This window comes from Kitasatospora sp. NPDC101801 (genome assembly GCF_044766665.1).
GTDB lineage: Bacteria > Actinomycetota > Actinomycetes > Streptomycetales > Streptomycetaceae > Kitasatospora.
In genome coordinates, this window is sequence record NZ_JBIWML010000012.1 from 25,868 (window position 1) to 43,034 (window position 17,167).

The window sequence follows — 17,167 nt, forward strand, 5'->3', positions numbered from 1 at the left end:
GCCACCCGCAGGTACGCCGTCGTCGCACGGTCGGCGGGTCGGCCGTGACGGGTTCGCCCAGCACCTCGCACTGGGGCGCGTTCCGGGTCCGGCCGGTGGCGGGCGGTGGCGTGGAGGTGCTGCCGCACCCGGGCGACCCGTCACCGTCGCCGCTGCTCGGCGGGGTGGCCGGTTCGCTCCGGCACCCCACCCGGGTGGCGCGGCCGGCCGTCCGGGCCGGCTGGCTGGAGCACGGGCCCGGCCCGTCCACGCGGCGCGGCGCGGAGCCGTTCGTCGAGGTGGCGTGGGACGTGGCGCTCGACCTGGTGGCGGCCGAGCTGGCCCGGGTGCGCGGTGAGCACGGCAATCAGGCGGTGTTCGGCGGCTCGTACGGCTGGGCCAGCGCGGGCCGGTTCCACCACGCGCAGAGCCAACTGCACCGGTTCCTCAACCAGTTCGGCGGCTACACCGGCTCGCGGAACTCCTACAGCCTGGGCACCTCGCTGGTGCTGCTGCCGCACCTGGTCGGCGACGCGGACACGGTGCTGCGGGCCGGATCCTCCTGGCCCACCATCACCGGCAACACCCGGCTGATCGTCGCCTTCGGCGGCATCCCGGCCAAGAACGTGCACGTCATCCCCGGCGGGGTGACCCGGCACAGCACCCCCGGCCACCTGGACCGACTCGCGGCCGCCGGGGTCCAGGTGGCGCTGGTCAGCCCGCTGCGGGACGACCTGCCGACGGGGCCCGCGACCGACTGGTACCCGGTGGCACCGGGTACCGACACCGCGCTGATGCTGGCGCTCACCCGCACCCTGGTCGAGGAGGGTCTGCACGACCGGGACTTCCTGACCCGGCACTGCACCGGGTGGCCGCAGCTGGCCGACTACCTGTCAGGGGCCGCCGACGGCACGGTGAAGGACGCCGACTGGGCGGCGCCGATCTGCGGCATCGCCGCCGGGCGGATCAGGGAGCTGGCCCGGCGGATGGCCGCCACCCGGACCCTGGTCACCGTCACCTGGTCGCTCCAGCGCGCCCGGTTCGGCGAGCAGCCGGTCTGGGCCGGGCTGGCGCTGGCCGCCGCGCTGGGCCAGATCGGCCTGCCCGGCGGCGGCTTCGGCCACGGGTACGGCTCGATGGGCGACGTCGGCGACACCGGGCCGACCCTGCGCCTGCCCTTCCTGCCCCAAGGGAGCAACCCCGTCAGGGACTTCATCCCCTGCGCCCGGATCGCCGACCTGCTGCTGCACCCGGGCGAGGAGTTCGACTACGACGGGGCCCGGTACACCTACCCCGACATCCGGCTGGTGCACTGGGCCGGGGGCAACCCGTTCCACCACCACCAGGACCTCGGCCGGCTGCGCCGGGCGTTCGCCCGCCCCGACACGGTGATCGTGCACGAGCCGCACTGGACCGCCACCGCCCGGCACGCCGACATCGTGCTGCCGGTCACCACCACCCTGGAGCGCGAGGACTTCGGCGGCGGCCGCCGCGACACCCACCTGATCGCCATGCACCGGGCGGTGGCCCCGCACGGCGAGGCGCGCGACGACCACGCGGTGCTCGCCGCGCTGGCCGAACGGCTGGGCTTCGGCCGGGAGTTCACCGAGGGGCGGACGCCCCGGCAGTGGCTGGTGCACCTCTACGAGGAGTGGGCCGCGCAGAGCGCGGCCGCCCCGCCGCCGTTCGAGGAGTTCTGGGCAGCGGGGGAGTGGGAGCTGCCCGCCGAGCCGGCCGAACGCACCCTGTTCGAGGAGTTCCGGGCCGATCCGGCCGGCCACCCGCTGGCCACCCCGAGCGGCCGGATCGAGCTGTACTCCGCCACCGTCGCCGCCCTGGGCCTGCCCGACTGCCCCGGCCACCCGACCTGGCTGGAGCCGCCCGAGCGGCTCGGCACCCCAGCGGCGGAGCGGCACCCGCTGCTGCTGGTCGCCAACCAGCCGAGCACCCGGCTGCACAGTCAACTCGACGTCGGCGCACCGAGCCTGGCCGACAAGGTGGCCGGCCGGGAGGCGGTGGAGGTCCACCCGGCGGACGCCGCGGCCCGCTCGATCGCCGACGGCGACCTGGTGCGGCTGTTCAACGACCGGGGCGCCTGCCTGGCCGGGGCCCGGCTCAGCGACCGGCTGCGCCCGGGCGTGGTCCGGCTGCCCACCGGCGCCTGGTACGACCCGGTGCCGGGCACCGAACCGCCGCTGTGCGCGCACGGCAACCCCAACGCGCTCACCGGCGACCTGCCCAGCTCACGGCTCTCCCAGGGCTGCACCGGACAGCACGCGCTGGTCCAGCTGGAGCGCTGGATCGGCGGCGAGCCGCCCCCGGTCACCGTCCGCGCCGCCCCCACCCTGCTCACCCCTTCGCCTGCACCGGAGTACGCCGGATGACCCTGACCCTGCCCGTCCTCGCTCCGCCCGACCTCACCGCGCTGCCCGGGCTCACCGCCGCGCTGGCCGCCCGGGCCGCCGAACACGACCACGCCGCGAGCTTCCCGCACGAGGGCGTCGAGCTGGTGCACCGGGCCGGGCTGCTGACCGCCACCGTGCACCCCCGGCACGGCGGCTCCGGGGCCCAACTGGCTGACACCGTGCGGATCCTGCGGGCGCTGGGGGAGGGGGACCCGGCGGTCGCCCTGGTCACCGCGATGACGCTGTTCACCCATGCCGCCCAGGCCCGGGCACCGCACTGGCCCGAGCAGCCGCTGGCCGAGCTGCTGGCCGAGTCGGCGGAGCGTCCGGTGCTGCTGAACGCGCTCCGGGTGGAGCCGGAGCTGGGCAGCCCCGTGCGCGGCGGACTGCCCGCAACGACCGCCCAACTCCGCAATGGACAGTGGGAGTTGACCGGACGTAAGATCTTCTCCACCGGCGCGGTCGCGCTGCGCTGGATGCTGGTCTGGGCCCGCACCGACGAGCCCGAGCCCCGGGTGGGCTTCTTCCTGGTCCGCGCCGACCGGCCCGGCCTCACGATCGAACCGACCTGGGACCACCTGGGCCTGCGGGCCAGCCGCAGCGACGACGTGCTGCTGGACGCCGTCCGGGTCCCGTACGAGCACACCGCGCTGCTCGCCGCACCCGGCGCCGACGGCGGCCGGGACGCGACGGCCGGTGCCTGGAACTCGCTCGGCCTGACCGCCCTCTACCTGGGCGTGGCCCGGGCCGCCCAGCACTGGCTGACCGGCTTCCTGCACGAGCGGGTGCCGACCGCGCTCGGCGTACCGCTGGCCGGCCTGCCCCGGTTCCAGAGCGCCGTGGGCGAGATCGACATCGCGCTGAGCGGTGCCGAACGCCTGGTCGGCGCGCTGGCCGCCGCCGTGGACGCCGGGGAACCCGGCGCCGCCGAGGAGTCGGCCGGCGCCAAGCTGCTCGGCACCCGGGCCGCCATCGACGCCGTCCAGCAGGCCGTCGCCCTGGTCGGCAACCACGGTCTGACCCGCCGTCACCCGCTCCAACGCCACCTCAGGGACGTGCTCTGCAGCCGGGTGCACACCCCGCAGGACGACACCCTGCTGCTCGCCCACGGACGCGCCGCACTGCACCGCACCACGACCAACGCCCTTGCCCCGAAAGGAATCTGACCCATGCCCGTCGAATTCATCGGAATGATCTCCACCCAGGACGTCTCGGAGACCCGCCCCGCCGCCGGCCCGGTCGTCGACCGCGACTACACCCGCCGCTTCGCCCAGGCCCACGAGGAGGCCGGCTTCGACCGGATCCTGGTCGCGCACTCCTCCGCCAGCCCCGACCCGCTCCAGGTCGCCGCGTTCGCCGCCGCGCACACCGAGCGGCTCGGCCTGTTGATCGCGCACCGCCCCGGCTTCATCGCGCCGACCCTGGCCGCCCGCACCCTGGCCACCCTGGACCAGCTCTCCGAGGGCCGGGTCGCCGTGCACATCATCACCGGCGGCCACGACGCCGAGCAGCGCCGGGACGGCGACTACCTGGCCAAGGACGAGCGCTACGCCCGCTCGGACGACTACCTCACCGTGGTCCGCCGGGCCTGGACCGCCGAGGCGCCGTTCTCGCACGAGGGTCCGTACTACACGTTCGCCGACTTCCAGTCCGAGGTCCGTCCCGTCGACCGGATCCCGGTCTTCTTCGGCGGTTCCTCGGAGGCAGCCTACCGGGTCGGCGGCAAGCACGCCGACACCTTCGCGCTGTGGGGCGAACCGCTGGCCGAGACCGCCCAGCAGATCGCCTCCGTCCGGGCCGCCGCCGAGGCCGCGGGCCGGACCGAGGTGCCCGGCATCAGCGTCTCGTTCCGCCCGATCCTGGGCCGCACCGAGGCCGAGGCGTGGGAGCGGGCGCACCGCGTCCTGGAGACCATCAAGAGCCGGGGCGACGCGTTCGGCGGCCGCCGTCAGATCCTCCCGGTCGGCGCCGGTGCCACCCCGCAGAACGTCGGCTCCCAGCGCCTGCTGGCCGCCGCCGCCAAGAGCGACCGGCACGACCGCGCGCTGTGGACCGCCCCCGCCGCCGCCACCGGCGCGGCCGGCAACTCCACCGCGCTGGTCGGTACCCCGGAGACCGTCGCCCAGGCCCTGCTGGACTACGTCGACCTCGGGGTCACCACCCTGCTGATCCGCGGCTACGACCCGCTGGACGACGCGGTCGACTACGGCCGCGAGCTGCTCCCGCTGGTCCGCCAGGAGGTCGCCCGCCGCGACGCCGCCGCTGCCGCCCGTACCGCCGAGACCGTGGGAGCCGGCCGATGACCACCACCGTGCCCGACACCGCTCTCGTGTGGAAGCCGGTTCCGGAGATCACCCCGCGCGGCACCGTGCTGCTCCTGCCCGGCCGGGGCGAACACCCCGGCGTCTACGCCAGGTTCGGCCGCCGGCTGGCCTTCGACGGGTACGTGGTCCGGGCGCCGGCCGGTCCCGAGGGACTGGCCGCGTTGGTGGCCGAGGCCAGGGAGCTGAACGCCCCCGTGGTGCTGGCGGGCTCCGACACCGGGGCGCTGGCCGCCCTGGCGGAGGCCGAACTCGCTGGTCCCGACGCCCTGTTGCTGGTCGGCATCCCGGGCGAGGCGGGCGACTGGACCGACGAGCTGGCGGTCCGTACAGCCTGCCCGACGCACCGGGGGCAGCTCGCCGAGGACCCGGCCTTCCGGGCCGGCGACCTGGCCCGGGCCGTCCCCGCCGACCTGGCGGCCGCAGCGGCGGCGGCCACCCCGACCGTGCCGGTGCTGCTGCTGCACGGCGCCGCCGACCCGGTCGCCCCGGCCGACGGCGCCCGCGCGCTGGCCGCCCGGCTGCCCGGTGCCGAACTGGTGCTGGTCACCGACGGGTTGCACGACGTGCTGAACGACGCCCCGCACCGCACCGTGGCCGCGCGGATCGTCCAGTGGCTGGAGCGGCTGCGGCTCGGCGCCGACCTGCCGCCACTGCTCACCGAGGTGCCCGCCGCCCAGGAAGGAACCCGACCGTGACCGCCGTCGACGACCGCCCCACCACCGCGCCGCCCGCCGAGCTGCTGCGCCGCACCCTGCGCCGGCACGCCGGCGGCGTCGCCGTGATCACCGTCCCGGGCCCGGTCGGCTTCACCGCGACCTCGTTCACCTCGGTCAGCCTGGAGCCCGCGCTGGTCTCCTTCTACGTCTCCGCCACCGCCTCCTCGGCCCCGGCGGTACGGACCGCCGAGGCGTTCACCGTGCACCTGCTGGCCCGTGACCAGGAGGAGCTGGCGAGCCGGTTCGCCCGCAGCGGGGTGGACCGGTTCGCCGGGACGGACTGGCGGCCGGGGGAGCTCGGCGTCCCGTTGCTGGCGGGCGTGGCCGGGTGGCTGACGGCCCGTCCGGTGCTGGTGCAGCCGGTCGGTGACCACCTGCTGGTGGTCGGCGAGGTGGTCGGGGCGGAGGCCGGGGAGGGCGATCCGCTGGTGTACCACGACGGCGGCTTCGGCGGCTTCCTGGCGGCCGGGGCGGGCCTGGGATGACGCTCACCGCGCACTGGTTCCTGCCCACCACCGGCGACAGCCGGCAGATCGTCGGCGGCGGGCACGGTTCGACCCCGGGCTCGGCGGGCGGCGACCGGCCGCCGACGGTCGGGTACCTCGGTCAGATCGCCCGCACTGCCGAGCAGTTGGGCTTCGCCGGGGCGCTCACCCCGACCGGTGCGTGGTGCGAGGACGCCTGGCTCACCACCGCGATGCTGACCCAGGTCACCGAGCGGCTGAAGTTCCTGGTGGCCTTCCGGCCCGGCCTGCTCAGCCCGACGCTGGCCGCCCAGATGGCCGCCTCCTACCAGAACCAGTCGCAGGGACGGCTGCTGCTGAACGTGGTCACCGGAGGGGAGTCCACGGAACAGCGCGCCTTCGGCGACTTCCTCGACAAGGAGGGCCGGTACGCCAGGACGGACGAGTTCCTGGAGATCACCGGCCGGCTCTGGCGGGGCGAGCGGGTCGACCACGAGGGCGCCCATCTGCGGGTCGAGGGAGCAGAGTTGACCCGGTTGCCGGAGCCGGTGCCGGAGGTGTACTTCGGCGGCTCCTCACCTGCCGCCGAACGCGTCGCGGCCCGGCACGCGGACGTCTACCTGACCTGGGGCGAGCCGCCGCCGCAGGTCGCCGAGAAGATCGCCGGGATCCAGGCGGCGGCCGCCGCGTACGGGCGCAGCCCCCGGTTCGGCATCCGGCTGCACACCATCAGCCGGGACACCTCCGGGCAGGCCTGGGCCGAGGCCGACCGGTTGCTGGCGGGGATGGACCCGGAGCGGATCCGCCGGACCCAGGAGGCGCTGGCCCGCAGCGAGTCCGACGGCCAGCGGCGGATGCGCGAACTGCACGGCGGCGAGACCGGCCGCCTGGAGGTCTACCCCAACCTGTGGGCGGGCGTGGGCCTGGTCCGGGGCGGCGCGGGGACCGCGCTGGTGGGCAGTCACCGGGAGGTGGCCGACCGGATCGCCGAGTACCACGAGCTCGGCATCGACGAGTTCGTCCTCTCCGGCGCCCCGCACCTTGAGGAGGCGTACGCCGTCGGCGAGGGCGTGCTGCCGCTGCTGGCGGCCCGGGGGCTCTGGCGGCCGCCGGAGGCCGCCTGACGGCCGGTCAGTGCCCGGCTGCTCGGTGCTCCCAGCTCCGTAGGGGACATGAGTCGGACGGCTGCGGGTAGGCGCGCCCCATGCCGGCCCGCGCCAACGGAGGAGTCCGCTCATGCAAGAGGTCATCACCCACGGTCTCCCGGCCGCTCTGGTCGCCCCCGAGCCGCCCGAGGTCGAAGCCTGCCTGGAGTACCGGGCCGACGACCCCTACGCGGTGAGCATGGTCTTCGGGGCGGAGTGCGCCCTCGGGAGCAGCGCCGTGGCCTGGGTCTTCGCCCGGCAGCTGCTGACCGACGGGATCGCGGCCTCGGCGGGGCTGGGGGATGTCCGGGTCCGCCCGTACGACCCGGAGCAGACGGTGATCGAGCTCCGGGTGGACGGCGGCTGCGCCGTGCTCCTGGTCCGGACCGAGGACATCCGCTCGTTCCTGACCGCGACGTACCGGGCGGTTCCGCCGGGATCGGAGTGGCGGCGGATCGCGTGGGACGAGGTGCTGGCCCGGCTGACCGGGGGTCAGTTCTGACGTCGTAGACGTCGTGTACGACCCGGTGGCCCCGCCCGACTCTGCGGCCGACCAGGACAGTCAGTAATAAAAGGGGCATACAAGGACATAGGGTACCACTTTTGAGAGATTCCGCATGGCGGCCACGAAGCGGGGTAGGCGGCCGAGAACAAGGTGTCCGGACGACGGAAGGTGTGTCATGGCAGTGTCCAGTGAGGTTTCGCTGACCCCCATGTGTACGACGGTGACCAGCACGGCCCGGTTGCCCGAGCTCGCCGGTCTTCCGGTGATCGAGGACCCGTCGGCCGTCGCGCCCCGCGACGCCAAGGAACTGGCGCGGACGCTGCTGGTCCGGCTGGCGGACCTGGAGGAGGGTACGGCGGCGTACTCGTACGTGCGCGGGACGCTGGTCGAGCTGAACCTGTCGCTGGTGCGGTACGCGGCGGGGCGGTTCCGCAGTGGGTCCGAGCCGATGGACGACATCATGCAGGTCGGGACGGTGGGCCTGATCAAGGCCATCGACCGGTTCGACCCGGAGCGCGGCCTGGAGTTCTCGACCTTCGCGCTGCCGACGATCATCGGGGAGATCAAGCGGCACTTCCGGGACACCACCTGGGCGGTGCACGTGCCCCGGCGGATGCAGGAGCTCCGGCTGTCGCTGGTGAAGGCCCAGGAGGAGCTGGAACAGCGGCTGGACCGCGCGGCGACGGTGGCCGAGCTGGCCGAGCGGATGGAGGTGAGCCCGGAGGACGTGGTGGAGAGCATGACCGCCACCAACGCCCACACCGCCGGCTCGCTGGAGATGCGCCTGGCGGACAACTCGCCGGACAGCACGCTCGCCGCGCGGCTGGGCTACGAGGACACCCGGATCAGCCGGGTCGACGACCTCGAGTCGCTCAAGCCGCTGATCGCCGCCCTGCCGGAGCGCGACCGGCTGGTGCTCTCGCTGCGTTTCGTGGGCGAGCTGACGCAGTCCGAGATCGGTGAGCGCCTCGGTGTCTCGCAGATGCACGTCTCCCGCCTGCTGAGCCGCACCCTGGCCAAGCTGCGGGCGGAGCTCACCCACGAGGACTGACACCGCCCGGCACCTGCGGACCGCGTCTCCCCGGTCGACCCGACCGGGGAGACGCGGCGTTCCGGGCGCCGGCCGCCCGGGTCGGTCAGGTCGACCGCTGACCCGAGGTCAGCTGCTCGGCCCGGACCTCGAGCCAGACCGCCTTCCCGTCCGCCAGCAGGTCCACGCCCCAACGGTCCGCGAGCCGACCGACGATGTGCAGCCCGTGCCCACCCGGGGTGCCCGGCTGGTACGCCCGGGGGCGGGGCATGGCCGGGTCGCCGTCGGCCACCTCCACCCGCAGGGTCTCGGCCGTGCCGTGCAGCAGGATGTGGTGCGCGCCGCCCGCGTGCATCACCGCGTTCGCCAGCAGCTCGCTGATCAGCAGCAGCACGTCGTCCGCCGGAGTGTCCTCCTGGCCGTCGCCGCCGGTGACGGCGTACCAGTCGAGGAGTGCCTGCCGCCCGAAGTCGCGCCCGGCCGCCACCTGTCGGCGCATGCCCTTGAGCACCAGGCGCCTGCGCTGGCCCGCGGCCGGCAGCTGCGGCCGGATAGGTGTGCTGATGGGCGGCGGTGCCCCGTCAGTGGTCATCGGGTCAGTCCAAGGTCTCATCGAGGGTGGTGGGCGAGGCCTCGGCGCCGGCGGGGAGGACGGTGAAGACCTCGCCCGCTCCGGTGATCGCCAACAGCCGTTCGACCTGGGCGGAGAGCGTTCCGAGCTGCAGGGCGACGCCCGCCTCCTGGGCCGCCTGCCGGGTCTTGATCAGCAGGTTCAGTCCGGAGGAGTCACAGAAGGTCAGTTCCTCCAGGTCCACCAGGAGCCGAGCGGGCCGGGCTTCGAGGTGCTGTGCGAAGACCACCTTGGCGGCGGACAGCGAATCGAGGTCCAGCTCGCCGCTCAGCCGGCAGACGATCGACCCGTCCGGTTCGGTCCGGGACGTCACGGTGAGGGCACCGGCCTGCGGGCCGGTTCTGTCGGTACTCAATGCGGTCAAGCCTTCCGGGTCCGTGCGGTGCACAACAGCTGTGGGGGAGCAGTGCTTCCCGACACGACCTTAGGCTGGCGGGCCGCCGGGTGGTAGCCCGCGGTCGCGGCACCCACCCGGCGCACCGGCCGCACCAGCCCCCGAGCTCCGGGACCCGACGTCCGGGACCTGACCTCCGGTCAGGCGAACGGGCCCTGGTAGAACGGGCCGTAGTAGGCGCCGTAGGTCTCCCGGTAGCCCAGGTCGGCCTCGTGCTGGTGCGGGTCGAACGCGGGGCCGTTCTTGATCTCGTCCTTGCTGCGGTCGACGTGGACCACCTGTTCGGCCTCGTCGACGCGGAGGACCGTGCCGGCCGGGAGCAGGACGTGCTTGCCGAAGATCCAGGGGCCGGTGTCGACCACGAGGTAGGCGGAGTCGGTCTCGTCCGAGTGCTTGTCGACCTTGCCGATCCGGCCGTCGGTGGCCTCGACGTGGTAGCCGATCAGGTCATGACCGGAGACGTGGCCTGAGGTGGAGCGGAACTTCCAGATCTCGACGCCGCTCATGCGGGCTTCCTCTCCTCGTGCGCCGTTGCGGGCTTTCCCGCCGGGCGCGTCCTGCACCTTCGGCTGCCCCCGTCCCAGGACTTCATGCCACCCGCCCTGGTGGTGGTTGCGGAGCGCGGAGGAACCCGGGGGTTTGGCCGGACGGGACAGGGTGAGACGGAAGACCGGAACGCGCGTGCGGCGCCCGGCCGCGCCGCCGACCCGGTGGGGCCGGTGGACGGCCGGGCTCCACCGGACTCCACCCGGAGGAGGGAACCGATGACCGACATCTCGCGCCTGCCCGGCGCCCTCGACCAGCACTGGGACTGGCAGCAGCGGGCCGCCTGCCGCCGCCAGGACGCCGCCCTGTTCTTCCACCCGGCGGGAGAGCGCGGCCAGGCCCACGACGACCGGGACGAAGCGGCGAAACGGGTCTGCGTCCGCTGCCCGGTCCGTTCCGCGTGCCTCGCCCACGCGCTCCAGGTGCGCGAGCCGTACGGCGTGTGGGGCGGGCTCACCGAGGACGAACGTGCGGCGCTCCTGCGTCGGAACCGGCGCAGCGGTCGGGTTGCCTGACCTGCCGCCGCTTTCGCTTTTCGCCCAGGGCCTGTCGTCGAGCTCCCGTCGTTGCCCGGAGGGCGCCCCTGTGGCGTCTGGTGCGTGCTCTCGGCGTGCCGGGCGGGAGCACGCGTACTGGGTCGTACCCGTCCGGTGCGGCGAGAGTGCGTGTGAGGCGTCGTGGGGCAGGCGGGAAGTTGACGACAGGTCCTAGCGGTCACCGCCGCCCGAGTTGACGGTGGAGGCGTTCCGCACCACGGCGGCGATGCCCTGGCGGACCCCGGTCAGCTCCGCGAGGTTGCCGGCGATCGCCTCGGCCTCGTACGCGGACTCGACGGCGAACCAGGTGCCGATGACGTTGGTCCGCTGGCGGCAGCGCGCGTCGGCGGTCGCGACCGCGACCTCCTCGGGTGAGGCCGGGCCGGTGCCGGTCTTCCACCGCGGGTCCTTCATCGCGTCGTCGGGCGTCGGGTAGCCGTGGCCCTCGGCCCGCATGCAGTCCGACCAGGCCCGGAAGACGGCGGTGAGCCGGTCGTCCGTCATGGACCGCCGGTAGTTGTCGAAGTTGATGCCGACGGCCAGCTGGGAGTCCAGCATGCTGCCGCCCTGGGCGGTCAGCCGCGCGTCGGCCTCGCCGAGGCAGCCGCCCGGGGGGATCGGTGTTCCGTGGTAGCTCGTGCTCGGCTCGGCGCCGCCCGGGAGGCGGCCCGCCAGCACGCCGACCACCTCGGGGGAGAGCTGCGGCGGTGCGGGCCGTGGCGTCGGCGGCTCGGCCGGGCGGTAGCCGTTCGCGGGCGCGACCACGTCGTACCGGTGGGTGGCCTGACCGCGCGCGGAGGCCGGGGGCGGTGCCTCGGGGGTGTAGGCCAGACCGAACCGCCGCATGCACTGCGCGGTCAACGTGCCTCTGGCGGTGTCCACCTGGTGCCGCTGCTCCGAGCTGAACAGGTACGCCTCGACGGGCATGGACTTGTCGGCCGTGCTGTCGGCCACCGGGATCTCGTGGATCGCGGGACGGGGCAGTGGGGGCAGCGTGGCGGACGGGGCGGCCCCGGGTGCGGTGGCGGTCCCGGGCGTGGGTGGGTGCGCCGCGCAGCCGGCCGTGAACAGGCCCGCCGCCGCGAGCAGCGCCGCGGCCAACAGGCGTGAGGTGGAGCGAAGGTGAGTCATGCCCAGGACATCCTCGGGTGATCGGGACAGGACGTGGAGTCGGGACGTGCGCGTGGCCGGCCACGCGAATTCTCGTGGCCGGCCACCGGATTCGGCAGTCCGGGACGGGGCGATTCCCGGCTGGTATGTTCCTTACAGGAAACGCTGCGAGGCGTTGTTGTTGTAGAGCGTCCCGTTCAGGTTGGTCGCGGTGTAACCCGGGATGTCCTGGTAGGGGCCCTGCTGGTAGGAGTTGACGTAGATCCGGACGGTGCGCGGGTTCATGTTGTAGACGCTGGCGGTGTTGTTCTTCACCAGCTGGCCGGAGCCGTCGCAGTTGCCGTTGGCGCAGCCGGAGAAGTACCAGGCGGAGAGGTAGGTGTCGTTGCCGCCGTCGCCGTTGAAGGCGCCGCTGAAATTGGAGTGGTAGTACAGGCAGGCATCCACGCCCCAGACGCAGCCACCGGGGCTCGCCGAGGCCGGGGTGACGCCTGCGGCGATCACGCCGAGGGCGGCGACGGACACTGCGGCGGCGGCGATCTTCGTACGGATACTCACAGGATTTCCCTCTCGTCGTCGGCGAGTTTCTCGCCTTCGGGTCCACTGGGTGACGAGTCGTCACCGAATATCTCGTGGGGTCGCATCCGGGATTGCAGTGGAGAATGCGGCTCCGCGAGCCGGTATTTCCGGCCGGCCGTGCTTGCCGGTCACAAGAGGAATTCTGTGTCAGTGCTGGAGGATGGGCAATGCTGTTTGGTTAAGGCGCGACCGGCCCTGTTGCTCCGGAAACGTCCGGGGGAAATGGGCCGCTCCGGTCCGGTCCGAGCTGCGGATCGCGTAGTGCACGAGCAGCCGTCCGCAGACCTCCTGCTGGATCCCGTCGGAGGTACGACTGGTCAGCGGGCCCTTCTCCCGTCCCGCGCCCAGCAGCGCCTCGAGCAGTGCGCCGCCGCCCGCCTCGGTACGCGCGAGGACGCCGAGCAGCTCGGTGGTCGGTGCCCGCTGTGCGTCCAGCAGGTTGGTGAACACCCCGGGGGCGAGCACCCGGGCCCGCCGTCCGCCCAGTCTGGTGAGGAACGAGCCGTCGGGGCAGAGGTGTTCGGGTGTCGGGCGCGGCCGCTGTCCGAGCGGCAGCTGCCAGAGCAGCCCGGCCCCGGCGCCGGTGATCGCGTCCCAGCGGTCGAGGTCGAACGGCCGCCCGGGGACGGTCAGCAGGGTGCCCGGGCCGAGTGAACGGAGCAGGGCGGCGTCCGTCCGGCGCTCGCCGACGGTCGCGTCGATGACCGTCCGGGTGCTGCTCTCGACCACCGCGAGGGCGTGCAACCGGGGGGCCGGTGAGGCTCGTTCGGGCAGGTCGACGGTGTGCTGTTCGAGGTGCATCAGCCGTAGGCCACGCCAGTGCGCGCCCGGGGTGCCGAGCGGTGCGATCGGCCGGGAGACCGACCGCTGCAGGGTGAACAGCGGTTCCGGGCCGAGGCGTTCACGGGCCTGGAAGATGCCCGCCCGGCTCGGCAGCGTCTCCTCGGCCCACAGCTCGGCCGCCCGCAGGTCGGTGGTCAGCCGGTCCATGACCTCCTGGTACGGCGCCGGTGAGAAGAGGTCCATGGCGAGCACGAAGTAGACCATGGTCCGGGCCGAGAGCAGCCGACGGCGCTTCTCGGTACGGCCGCAGGCGGCCACCGCGCTGTCCACGAGGGCGGGCGGATAGACGCGCAGCAGCAGTGGGAACCCGGCTTTGGCGGCAGACTCTGACAAATCAACTCCTCGGGGGGACAAGAGTGCTCACGGGCGGATGGCGGCGGGTACGGGCTGATCAGCCGGCCTGGAGGCGCCAGCCGGAGAGCCAGTGGGTGCGCCGGAGCGCCCGGTGGCACACCACATGGGCCGCCCGGTCGGCCGCGAGCCGGTCCTCGGCCAGCAGGAAGAACGCGAGGTCGATCCGGCCGGGTGAGCAGCGGGCGCGGAGGTGCTCGACCCGGTCGGCCGCCTCACTGTGGGAGTCGATCAGCTCGGCGAGCAGGTCCGAGTCCAGCAACGCGCCGGTGGGGCCGGTCAGATGAAGGGTGATCAGATGCATGGCGCTCTCGGTAGGGAGGGCTCGGCGGCCATGGGTGGTGCCCCGGTGCGGCGATGCGGCGGGCGGGTCAGGGGGTCGGCGTCACGATGCCGCCCCAGCCGTAGCCGTCCGCGAGTGAGACGGCGGTGTCAGCGGTGGGCCGGGCCGCAACGGCGTGCGCGGCGCCGAGGCCGAGCAGGACCAGGACGGTGAGGACGACAGCGGCGATCTTCTTCATGGCAGGCTCCGGCAGCAGGGATGGACGTGGGCTGGAAGCGGGCGCTCCCTCGGGGGGACTTGGTGCTCCCCGGGTGCTCCCTCGCTGGTGCCAACCCTGGCCGACCGGGCCGCTGCTGTCATCGGCCGCACTGCGGCACGAACATGACTGGCATCTTCGCGTCAGCCCCGTCACCGCCGAAGAGCAGACGGTGCTCAACGCTCCACGACCACCGCAGGAGGACGGCTGCCCAGCCGACCCGCAACCCCGGGCCGACGACGTGCAGGCCGACCTGTGCGGCGATCCGGTCGGCACGGTCGGTTTCGTGCGGTCCGACGTGGACGTGGAAGGTGTGGGCGTCGGCCGGGACCTCCCGGAACAGGTCGGCACTGTGGACGGCGATCTGCACCTCGGCGTGCTTCGCCCCCGGCGGCAGGTCGAGGTCCGGACCGGCGGGCCACCGTGTCCACCACCACTCCAGGGAGGCGGGCCCAGCTCCCACGGCGGACAGGAACGCCTCCTCGGAGGCGTCGGGAAGGGCGCCGAGCGGCTGCTCCTCCGGCGAGAACTCCAGCGGCCGGGTGGGCGAGGCCGGAGTCGAACCGGCACAGCCGAAGCGGGGGTGTTACAGACCCTTGGGCTCTCCGGTGCCCAGCTCGCCCTTGTGCGTTGTCCTGCGTTGTCCTGTGCTGTGCTGCGCGGAGAGTGCGCGGATCGAACGCGCGCGGGCTTCCGCCCGACTACGGCTTAGCAAGCCGCTGCCTTACCACTCGGCCAACTCTCCAGAGCTGCCGGACGAGGATTCGAACCCCGAGTCTCCTGATCCAGAATCAGGCGTGCTGCCAGTTGCACCATCCGGCACTGCGGGGCGGCACGAGAAAGGCCGCCCGTACGGGAAGTCCCGTGGGCGGCCCGGCGTCAACGCCGTTCTACCGTCCGGTGGGCCGTCCCTGGCTCTGCTGGGAGCTCGAGGAACGCTGATACGACCGGATGCTGCTCACGACTGCGTTCCTCTCCTCGGGCGGTGCGGGCTGATGCGCCAACTCTGCGGCACGGCGGTACGGGTGGGCAACCGATTAATCAGCAGGGTGCCGTCAGGCCGGGTGGATGAGGCGGCTCTCGTAGGCGAAGATCACGGCCTGCACCCGGTCGCGGAGTTCGAGCTTGTGCAGGATGCGGCCCAGGTGGGACTTCACGGTCGCCTCCGCGAGGTACAGGGTGGCCGCGATCTCGGCGTTGGACAGGCCGCAGCCCACCTGGACGAGCACTTCGCGCTCACGGACGCTGAGCCGGTTCAACCGCTCGTCGCGGTCGCGGGCGACGCTGCTGCCGTCGGGGAGGTGCGGGCGGAAGGACTCCAGCAGGCGGCGGGTGATCCGGGGGGAGACCACCGCATCCCCGGCGGCCACGTTGCGGATCGCGGTGAGCAGTTCCTCGGGCCTGGTGTTCTTGAGGAGGAAGCCCGACGCTCCGGCGCTGAGGCCGGCGAAGGCGTACTCGTCCAGGTCGAAGGTGGTGAGGATCAGCACTCGGCTCTGCGGGGAGACCCGGACGACCTGCCGGGTCGCCTCGATCCCGTCGGTCCCGGGCATCCGGACGTCCATCAGGACCACGTCGGGGCGCAACTCCCGGGCGAGCTCGACGGCTTGGGCGCCGTCCTCGGCCTCGCCGACCGGTGCCAGGTCGGGCTGGGCCTCCAGGACCATGCCGAAGGCCATCCGGAGCAGCGCCTCGTCGTCGGCGATCAGGACGCGGATCGTCATACGGACGCCGTGCCGCTGCTGCCGAGGACGAGCCGGGTGCGGACCCGCCAGCCGCCACCCGGCAGCGGCCCGGCCTGCAACGTCCCCCCGTAGGCGGCCGAGCGCTCGCGCATCCCGGGGATGCCGTGGCCGGAAGGTGCGGAGCCGGGACGCGGCGGGCGGGGACCGGTGTCGGTGACGTCCACGGTGACCGCCTCGGTCGAGCACCGGACCCGCACCGTCGCCTCGGTGCCGGCGGGTGTGTGCTTCAGGGCGTTGGTCAGGGCCTCCTGGACCAGGCGGTAGACGGTGAGTTGTGCGGTGGCGGGGAGGTGGGTGTGGCCGCCCTCGACCTCGACGCGGGTCGGCAGCCCGGCGGCGCGCATCTGACGTGCCAGGGTCTCCAGTTGGGCGATGCCGGGCAACGGGTGGCGCTCCCCGTCCGGTTCGTCGGTCCGCAGGATGCCCAGGGAGCGCCGCATGTCGGTCAGGGCCTGACGGCCCGTCTCGGAGATCCGGAGCATCGCGGTGGTGGCCTTGTCGGGCGACCGGTGCTGCGCGTAGACGGCGGCGTCGGTGAGCGCGACCATGACGGACAGGTTGTGGGTGACGATGTCGTGCATCTCCCGGGTAATCCGCGTCCTCTCCTCGGCGACGGCCAACCGCGCCTGCTGGTCGTGCTGTTGCTCCAGGCGGGTGGCCCGTTCCTCCAGGGCCGCGAGGTAGGCGCGGGTGGTCCGCACGTTCACACCCAGCACGGCGGCGGCGACGACCAGCGCGGTCACCGCGACGAAGGGGGTCAGGAAGGCGCCCTCCGTCGTCCAGCGCAGACAGGCCAGCAACGCACCGATCTCCACGACGGCACCGGCGACCAGCGTGCCGCGCCGGTCCGAGGTCGCGGCCACCGTGTAGAGGGCCATCAACAAGGCGACGTCCGCCGGTAGTTGGACATCCATCAGCCACTGGGCGGCGGACGCGGCCGCCACGGCGCCGAACACCGCGCGCGGGGCGCGGCGCCGCCACAGCAGCGGCAGCGCGAGGGCGGCGGTGAGGGCCACGGCCGCCGGACGATCCTGCGGTGCGCCGGTGGTCAGGATGTTGACCAGGAGCAGCGCCGGCACCAGCGCGTCCCGCACCACGGGCGGCAGCCGGAGGGCCCGACGCCGAGCCGCTGTCGCCGCTCGTACGGGTGCCGGCCGCACCCGGTCCCGGTGGGCAGTCCCGGGGTCTGCGGTCATCACACGTCCCTGTCGACTCGGCACCATGGTGCGCCCGGCACGTGCCGCGGCCCTGCCACGGTAGGCGGTCGGCACGTGGAGCACATGAGCCCACCGGCGGACCGCACCGCACCGGGGTACGACCGGAGG

At 73.6% G+C, this 17,167-nt stretch carries 20 protein-coding genes and 3 tRNA genes; 9 read left to right on the forward strand and 14 right to left on the reverse strand.

The features are described from left to right. The first annotated feature begins 44 nt into the window (after positions 1 to 44). The 8 genes from ACIRPK_RS16410 to ACIRPK_RS16445 all read left to right on the forward strand — a co-directional run bounded on the left by ACIRPK_RS16410 (position 45) and on the right by ACIRPK_RS16445 (position 8,589). On the forward strand, positions 45 to 2,363 hold the full coding sequence (locus tag ACIRPK_RS16410) for a molybdopterin-dependent oxidoreductase (protein ID WP_403038789.1): 2,319 nt from the start codon (positions 45 to 47) through the stop codon (positions 2,361 to 2,363). Continuing rightward, complete coding sequence (locus ACIRPK_RS16415; protein ID WP_403038792.1) at positions 2,360 to 3,550, forward strand: acyl-CoA dehydrogenase family protein; 1,191 nt, start codon at positions 2,360 to 2,362, stop codon at positions 3,548 to 3,550. The genes ACIRPK_RS16410 and ACIRPK_RS16415 overlap by 4 nt, the downstream gene beginning before the upstream one ends. A gap of 3 nt (positions 3,551 to 3,553) precedes the next feature. Then, a complete protein-coding gene (locus ACIRPK_RS16420) occupies positions 3,554 to 4,687 on the forward strand; it encodes an LLM class flavin-dependent oxidoreductase (protein ID WP_403038795.1) in 1,134 nt (377 codons plus the stop codon). After that, the gene (locus ACIRPK_RS16425) at positions 4,684 to 5,403 is read left to right on the forward strand and encodes an alpha/beta hydrolase (protein ID WP_403038798.1); all 720 of its coding nucleotides are present in this window, start codon (positions 4,684 to 4,686) and stop codon (positions 5,401 to 5,403) included. Before ACIRPK_RS16420 ends, ACIRPK_RS16425 begins: the two co-directional genes overlap by 4 nt. After that, a complete protein-coding gene (locus ACIRPK_RS16430; protein ID WP_403038801.1) occupies positions 5,400 to 5,909 on the forward strand; it encodes a flavin reductase family protein in 510 nt (169 codons plus the stop codon). Before ACIRPK_RS16425 ends, ACIRPK_RS16430 begins: the two co-directional genes overlap by 4 nt. Then, positions 5,906 to 7,012, forward strand: a complete 1,107-nt coding sequence (locus ACIRPK_RS16435; protein ID WP_403038804.1) for an LLM class flavin-dependent oxidoreductase — start codon at positions 5,906 to 5,908, stop codon at positions 7,010 to 7,012. The genes ACIRPK_RS16430 and ACIRPK_RS16435 overlap by 4 nt, the downstream gene beginning before the upstream one ends. A gap of 112 nt (positions 7,013 to 7,124) precedes the next feature. Then, positions 7,125 to 7,535 carry an SsgA family sporulation/cell division regulator gene (locus ACIRPK_RS16440; protein WP_403038807.1) on the forward strand — a complete coding sequence of 137 codons (411 nt, stop codon included), beginning with the start codon at positions 7,125 to 7,127 and terminating at the stop codon, positions 7,533 to 7,535. 178 nt (positions 7,536 to 7,713) lie between these two features. Continuing rightward, entirely contained in the window at positions 7,714 to 8,589 is an 876-nt protein-coding gene (locus tag ACIRPK_RS16445) for a SigB/SigF/SigG family RNA polymerase sigma factor (protein WP_403038810.1), read from the forward strand. A gap of 85 nt (positions 8,590 to 8,674) precedes the next feature. Here ACIRPK_RS16445 and ACIRPK_RS16450 read toward each other — a convergent pair whose 3' ends face one another. The 3 genes from ACIRPK_RS16450 to ACIRPK_RS16460 form a co-directional block, all read right to left on the reverse strand. Further along, positions 8,675 to 9,160 (reverse strand): ATP-binding protein, encoded by a 486-nt coding sequence (locus tag ACIRPK_RS16450; protein WP_403038813.1) that lies wholly within the window; start codon positions 9,158 to 9,160, stop codon positions 8,675 to 8,677. A 4-nt stretch (positions 9,161 to 9,164) separates the two neighbouring features. Further along, positions 9,165 to 9,554: an STAS domain-containing protein gene (locus ACIRPK_RS16455; protein WP_403038816.1), complete on the reverse strand. Its 390-nt coding sequence runs from the start codon at positions 9,552 to 9,554 to the stop codon at positions 9,165 to 9,167. A gap of 179 nt (positions 9,555 to 9,733) precedes the next feature. Continuing rightward, positions 9,734 to 10,099, reverse strand: a complete 366-nt coding sequence (locus tag ACIRPK_RS16460) for a PRC-barrel domain-containing protein (RefSeq protein ID WP_403038819.1) — start codon at positions 10,097 to 10,099, stop codon at positions 9,734 to 9,736. Positions 10,100 to 10,357: 258 nt separating this feature from the next. Here ACIRPK_RS16460 and ACIRPK_RS16465 point away from each other — a divergent pair, with 258 nt between their 5' ends. Next, complete coding sequence (locus tag ACIRPK_RS16465; RefSeq protein WP_403038822.1) at positions 10,358 to 10,654, forward strand: WhiB family transcriptional regulator; 297 nt, start codon at positions 10,358 to 10,360, stop codon at positions 10,652 to 10,654. 192 nt (positions 10,655 to 10,846) lie between these two features. Here the strand turns inward: ACIRPK_RS16465 and ACIRPK_RS16470 are convergent, their stop codons facing one another. The 11 genes from ACIRPK_RS16470 to ACIRPK_RS16520 form a co-directional block, all read right to left on the reverse strand. Then, entirely contained in the window at positions 10,847 to 11,806 is a 960-nt protein-coding gene (locus ACIRPK_RS16470) for a hypothetical protein (protein ID WP_403038824.1), read from the reverse strand. 132 nt (positions 11,807 to 11,938) lie between these two features. Next, positions 11,939 to 12,343 (reverse strand): hypothetical protein, encoded by a 405-nt coding sequence (locus ACIRPK_RS16475; protein ID WP_403038827.1) that lies wholly within the window; start codon positions 12,341 to 12,343, stop codon positions 11,939 to 11,941. Between the two features lie 168 nt (positions 12,344 to 12,511). Beyond that, positions 12,512 to 13,540, reverse strand: a complete 1,029-nt coding sequence (locus ACIRPK_RS16480; protein WP_403038830.1) for a transposase domain-containing protein — start codon at positions 13,538 to 13,540, stop codon at positions 12,512 to 12,514. A gap of 58 nt (positions 13,541 to 13,598) precedes the next feature. Further along, the gene (locus ACIRPK_RS16485) at positions 13,599 to 13,862 is read right to left on the reverse strand and encodes a hypothetical protein (protein ID WP_403038833.1); all 264 of its coding nucleotides are present in this window, start codon (positions 13,860 to 13,862) and stop codon (positions 13,599 to 13,601) included. A 67-nt stretch (positions 13,863 to 13,929) separates the two neighbouring features. Next, entirely contained in the window at positions 13,930 to 14,079 is a 150-nt protein-coding gene (locus ACIRPK_RS16490; protein ID WP_403038836.1) for a hypothetical protein, read from the reverse strand. A 118-nt stretch (positions 14,080 to 14,197) separates the two neighbouring features. After that, entirely contained in the window at positions 14,198 to 14,560 is a 363-nt protein-coding gene (locus ACIRPK_RS16495) for a hypothetical protein (RefSeq protein ID WP_403038839.1), read from the reverse strand. 80 nt (positions 14,561 to 14,640) lie between these two features. Continuing rightward, positions 14,641 to 14,720 (reverse strand) — tRNA-Tyr (locus ACIRPK_RS16500). Positions 14,721 to 14,757: 37 nt separating this feature from the next. After that, positions 14,758 to 14,842: transfer RNA gene (locus ACIRPK_RS16505), tRNA-Ser, on the reverse strand. A 4-nt stretch (positions 14,843 to 14,846) separates the two neighbouring features. Continuing rightward, positions 14,847 to 14,919, reverse strand: a tRNA-Gln gene (locus ACIRPK_RS16510). Between the two features lie 233 nt (positions 14,920 to 15,152). Further along, entirely contained in the window at positions 15,153 to 15,821 is a 669-nt protein-coding gene (locus tag ACIRPK_RS16515) for a response regulator (protein WP_403038842.1), read from the reverse strand. Continuing rightward, a complete protein-coding gene (locus ACIRPK_RS16520) occupies positions 15,818 to 16,939 on the reverse strand; it encodes a sensor histidine kinase (protein ID WP_403038845.1) in 1,122 nt (373 codons plus the stop codon). Before ACIRPK_RS16520 ends, ACIRPK_RS16515 begins: the two co-directional genes overlap by 4 nt. Positions 16,940 to 17,167: the final 228 nt, after the last annotated feature.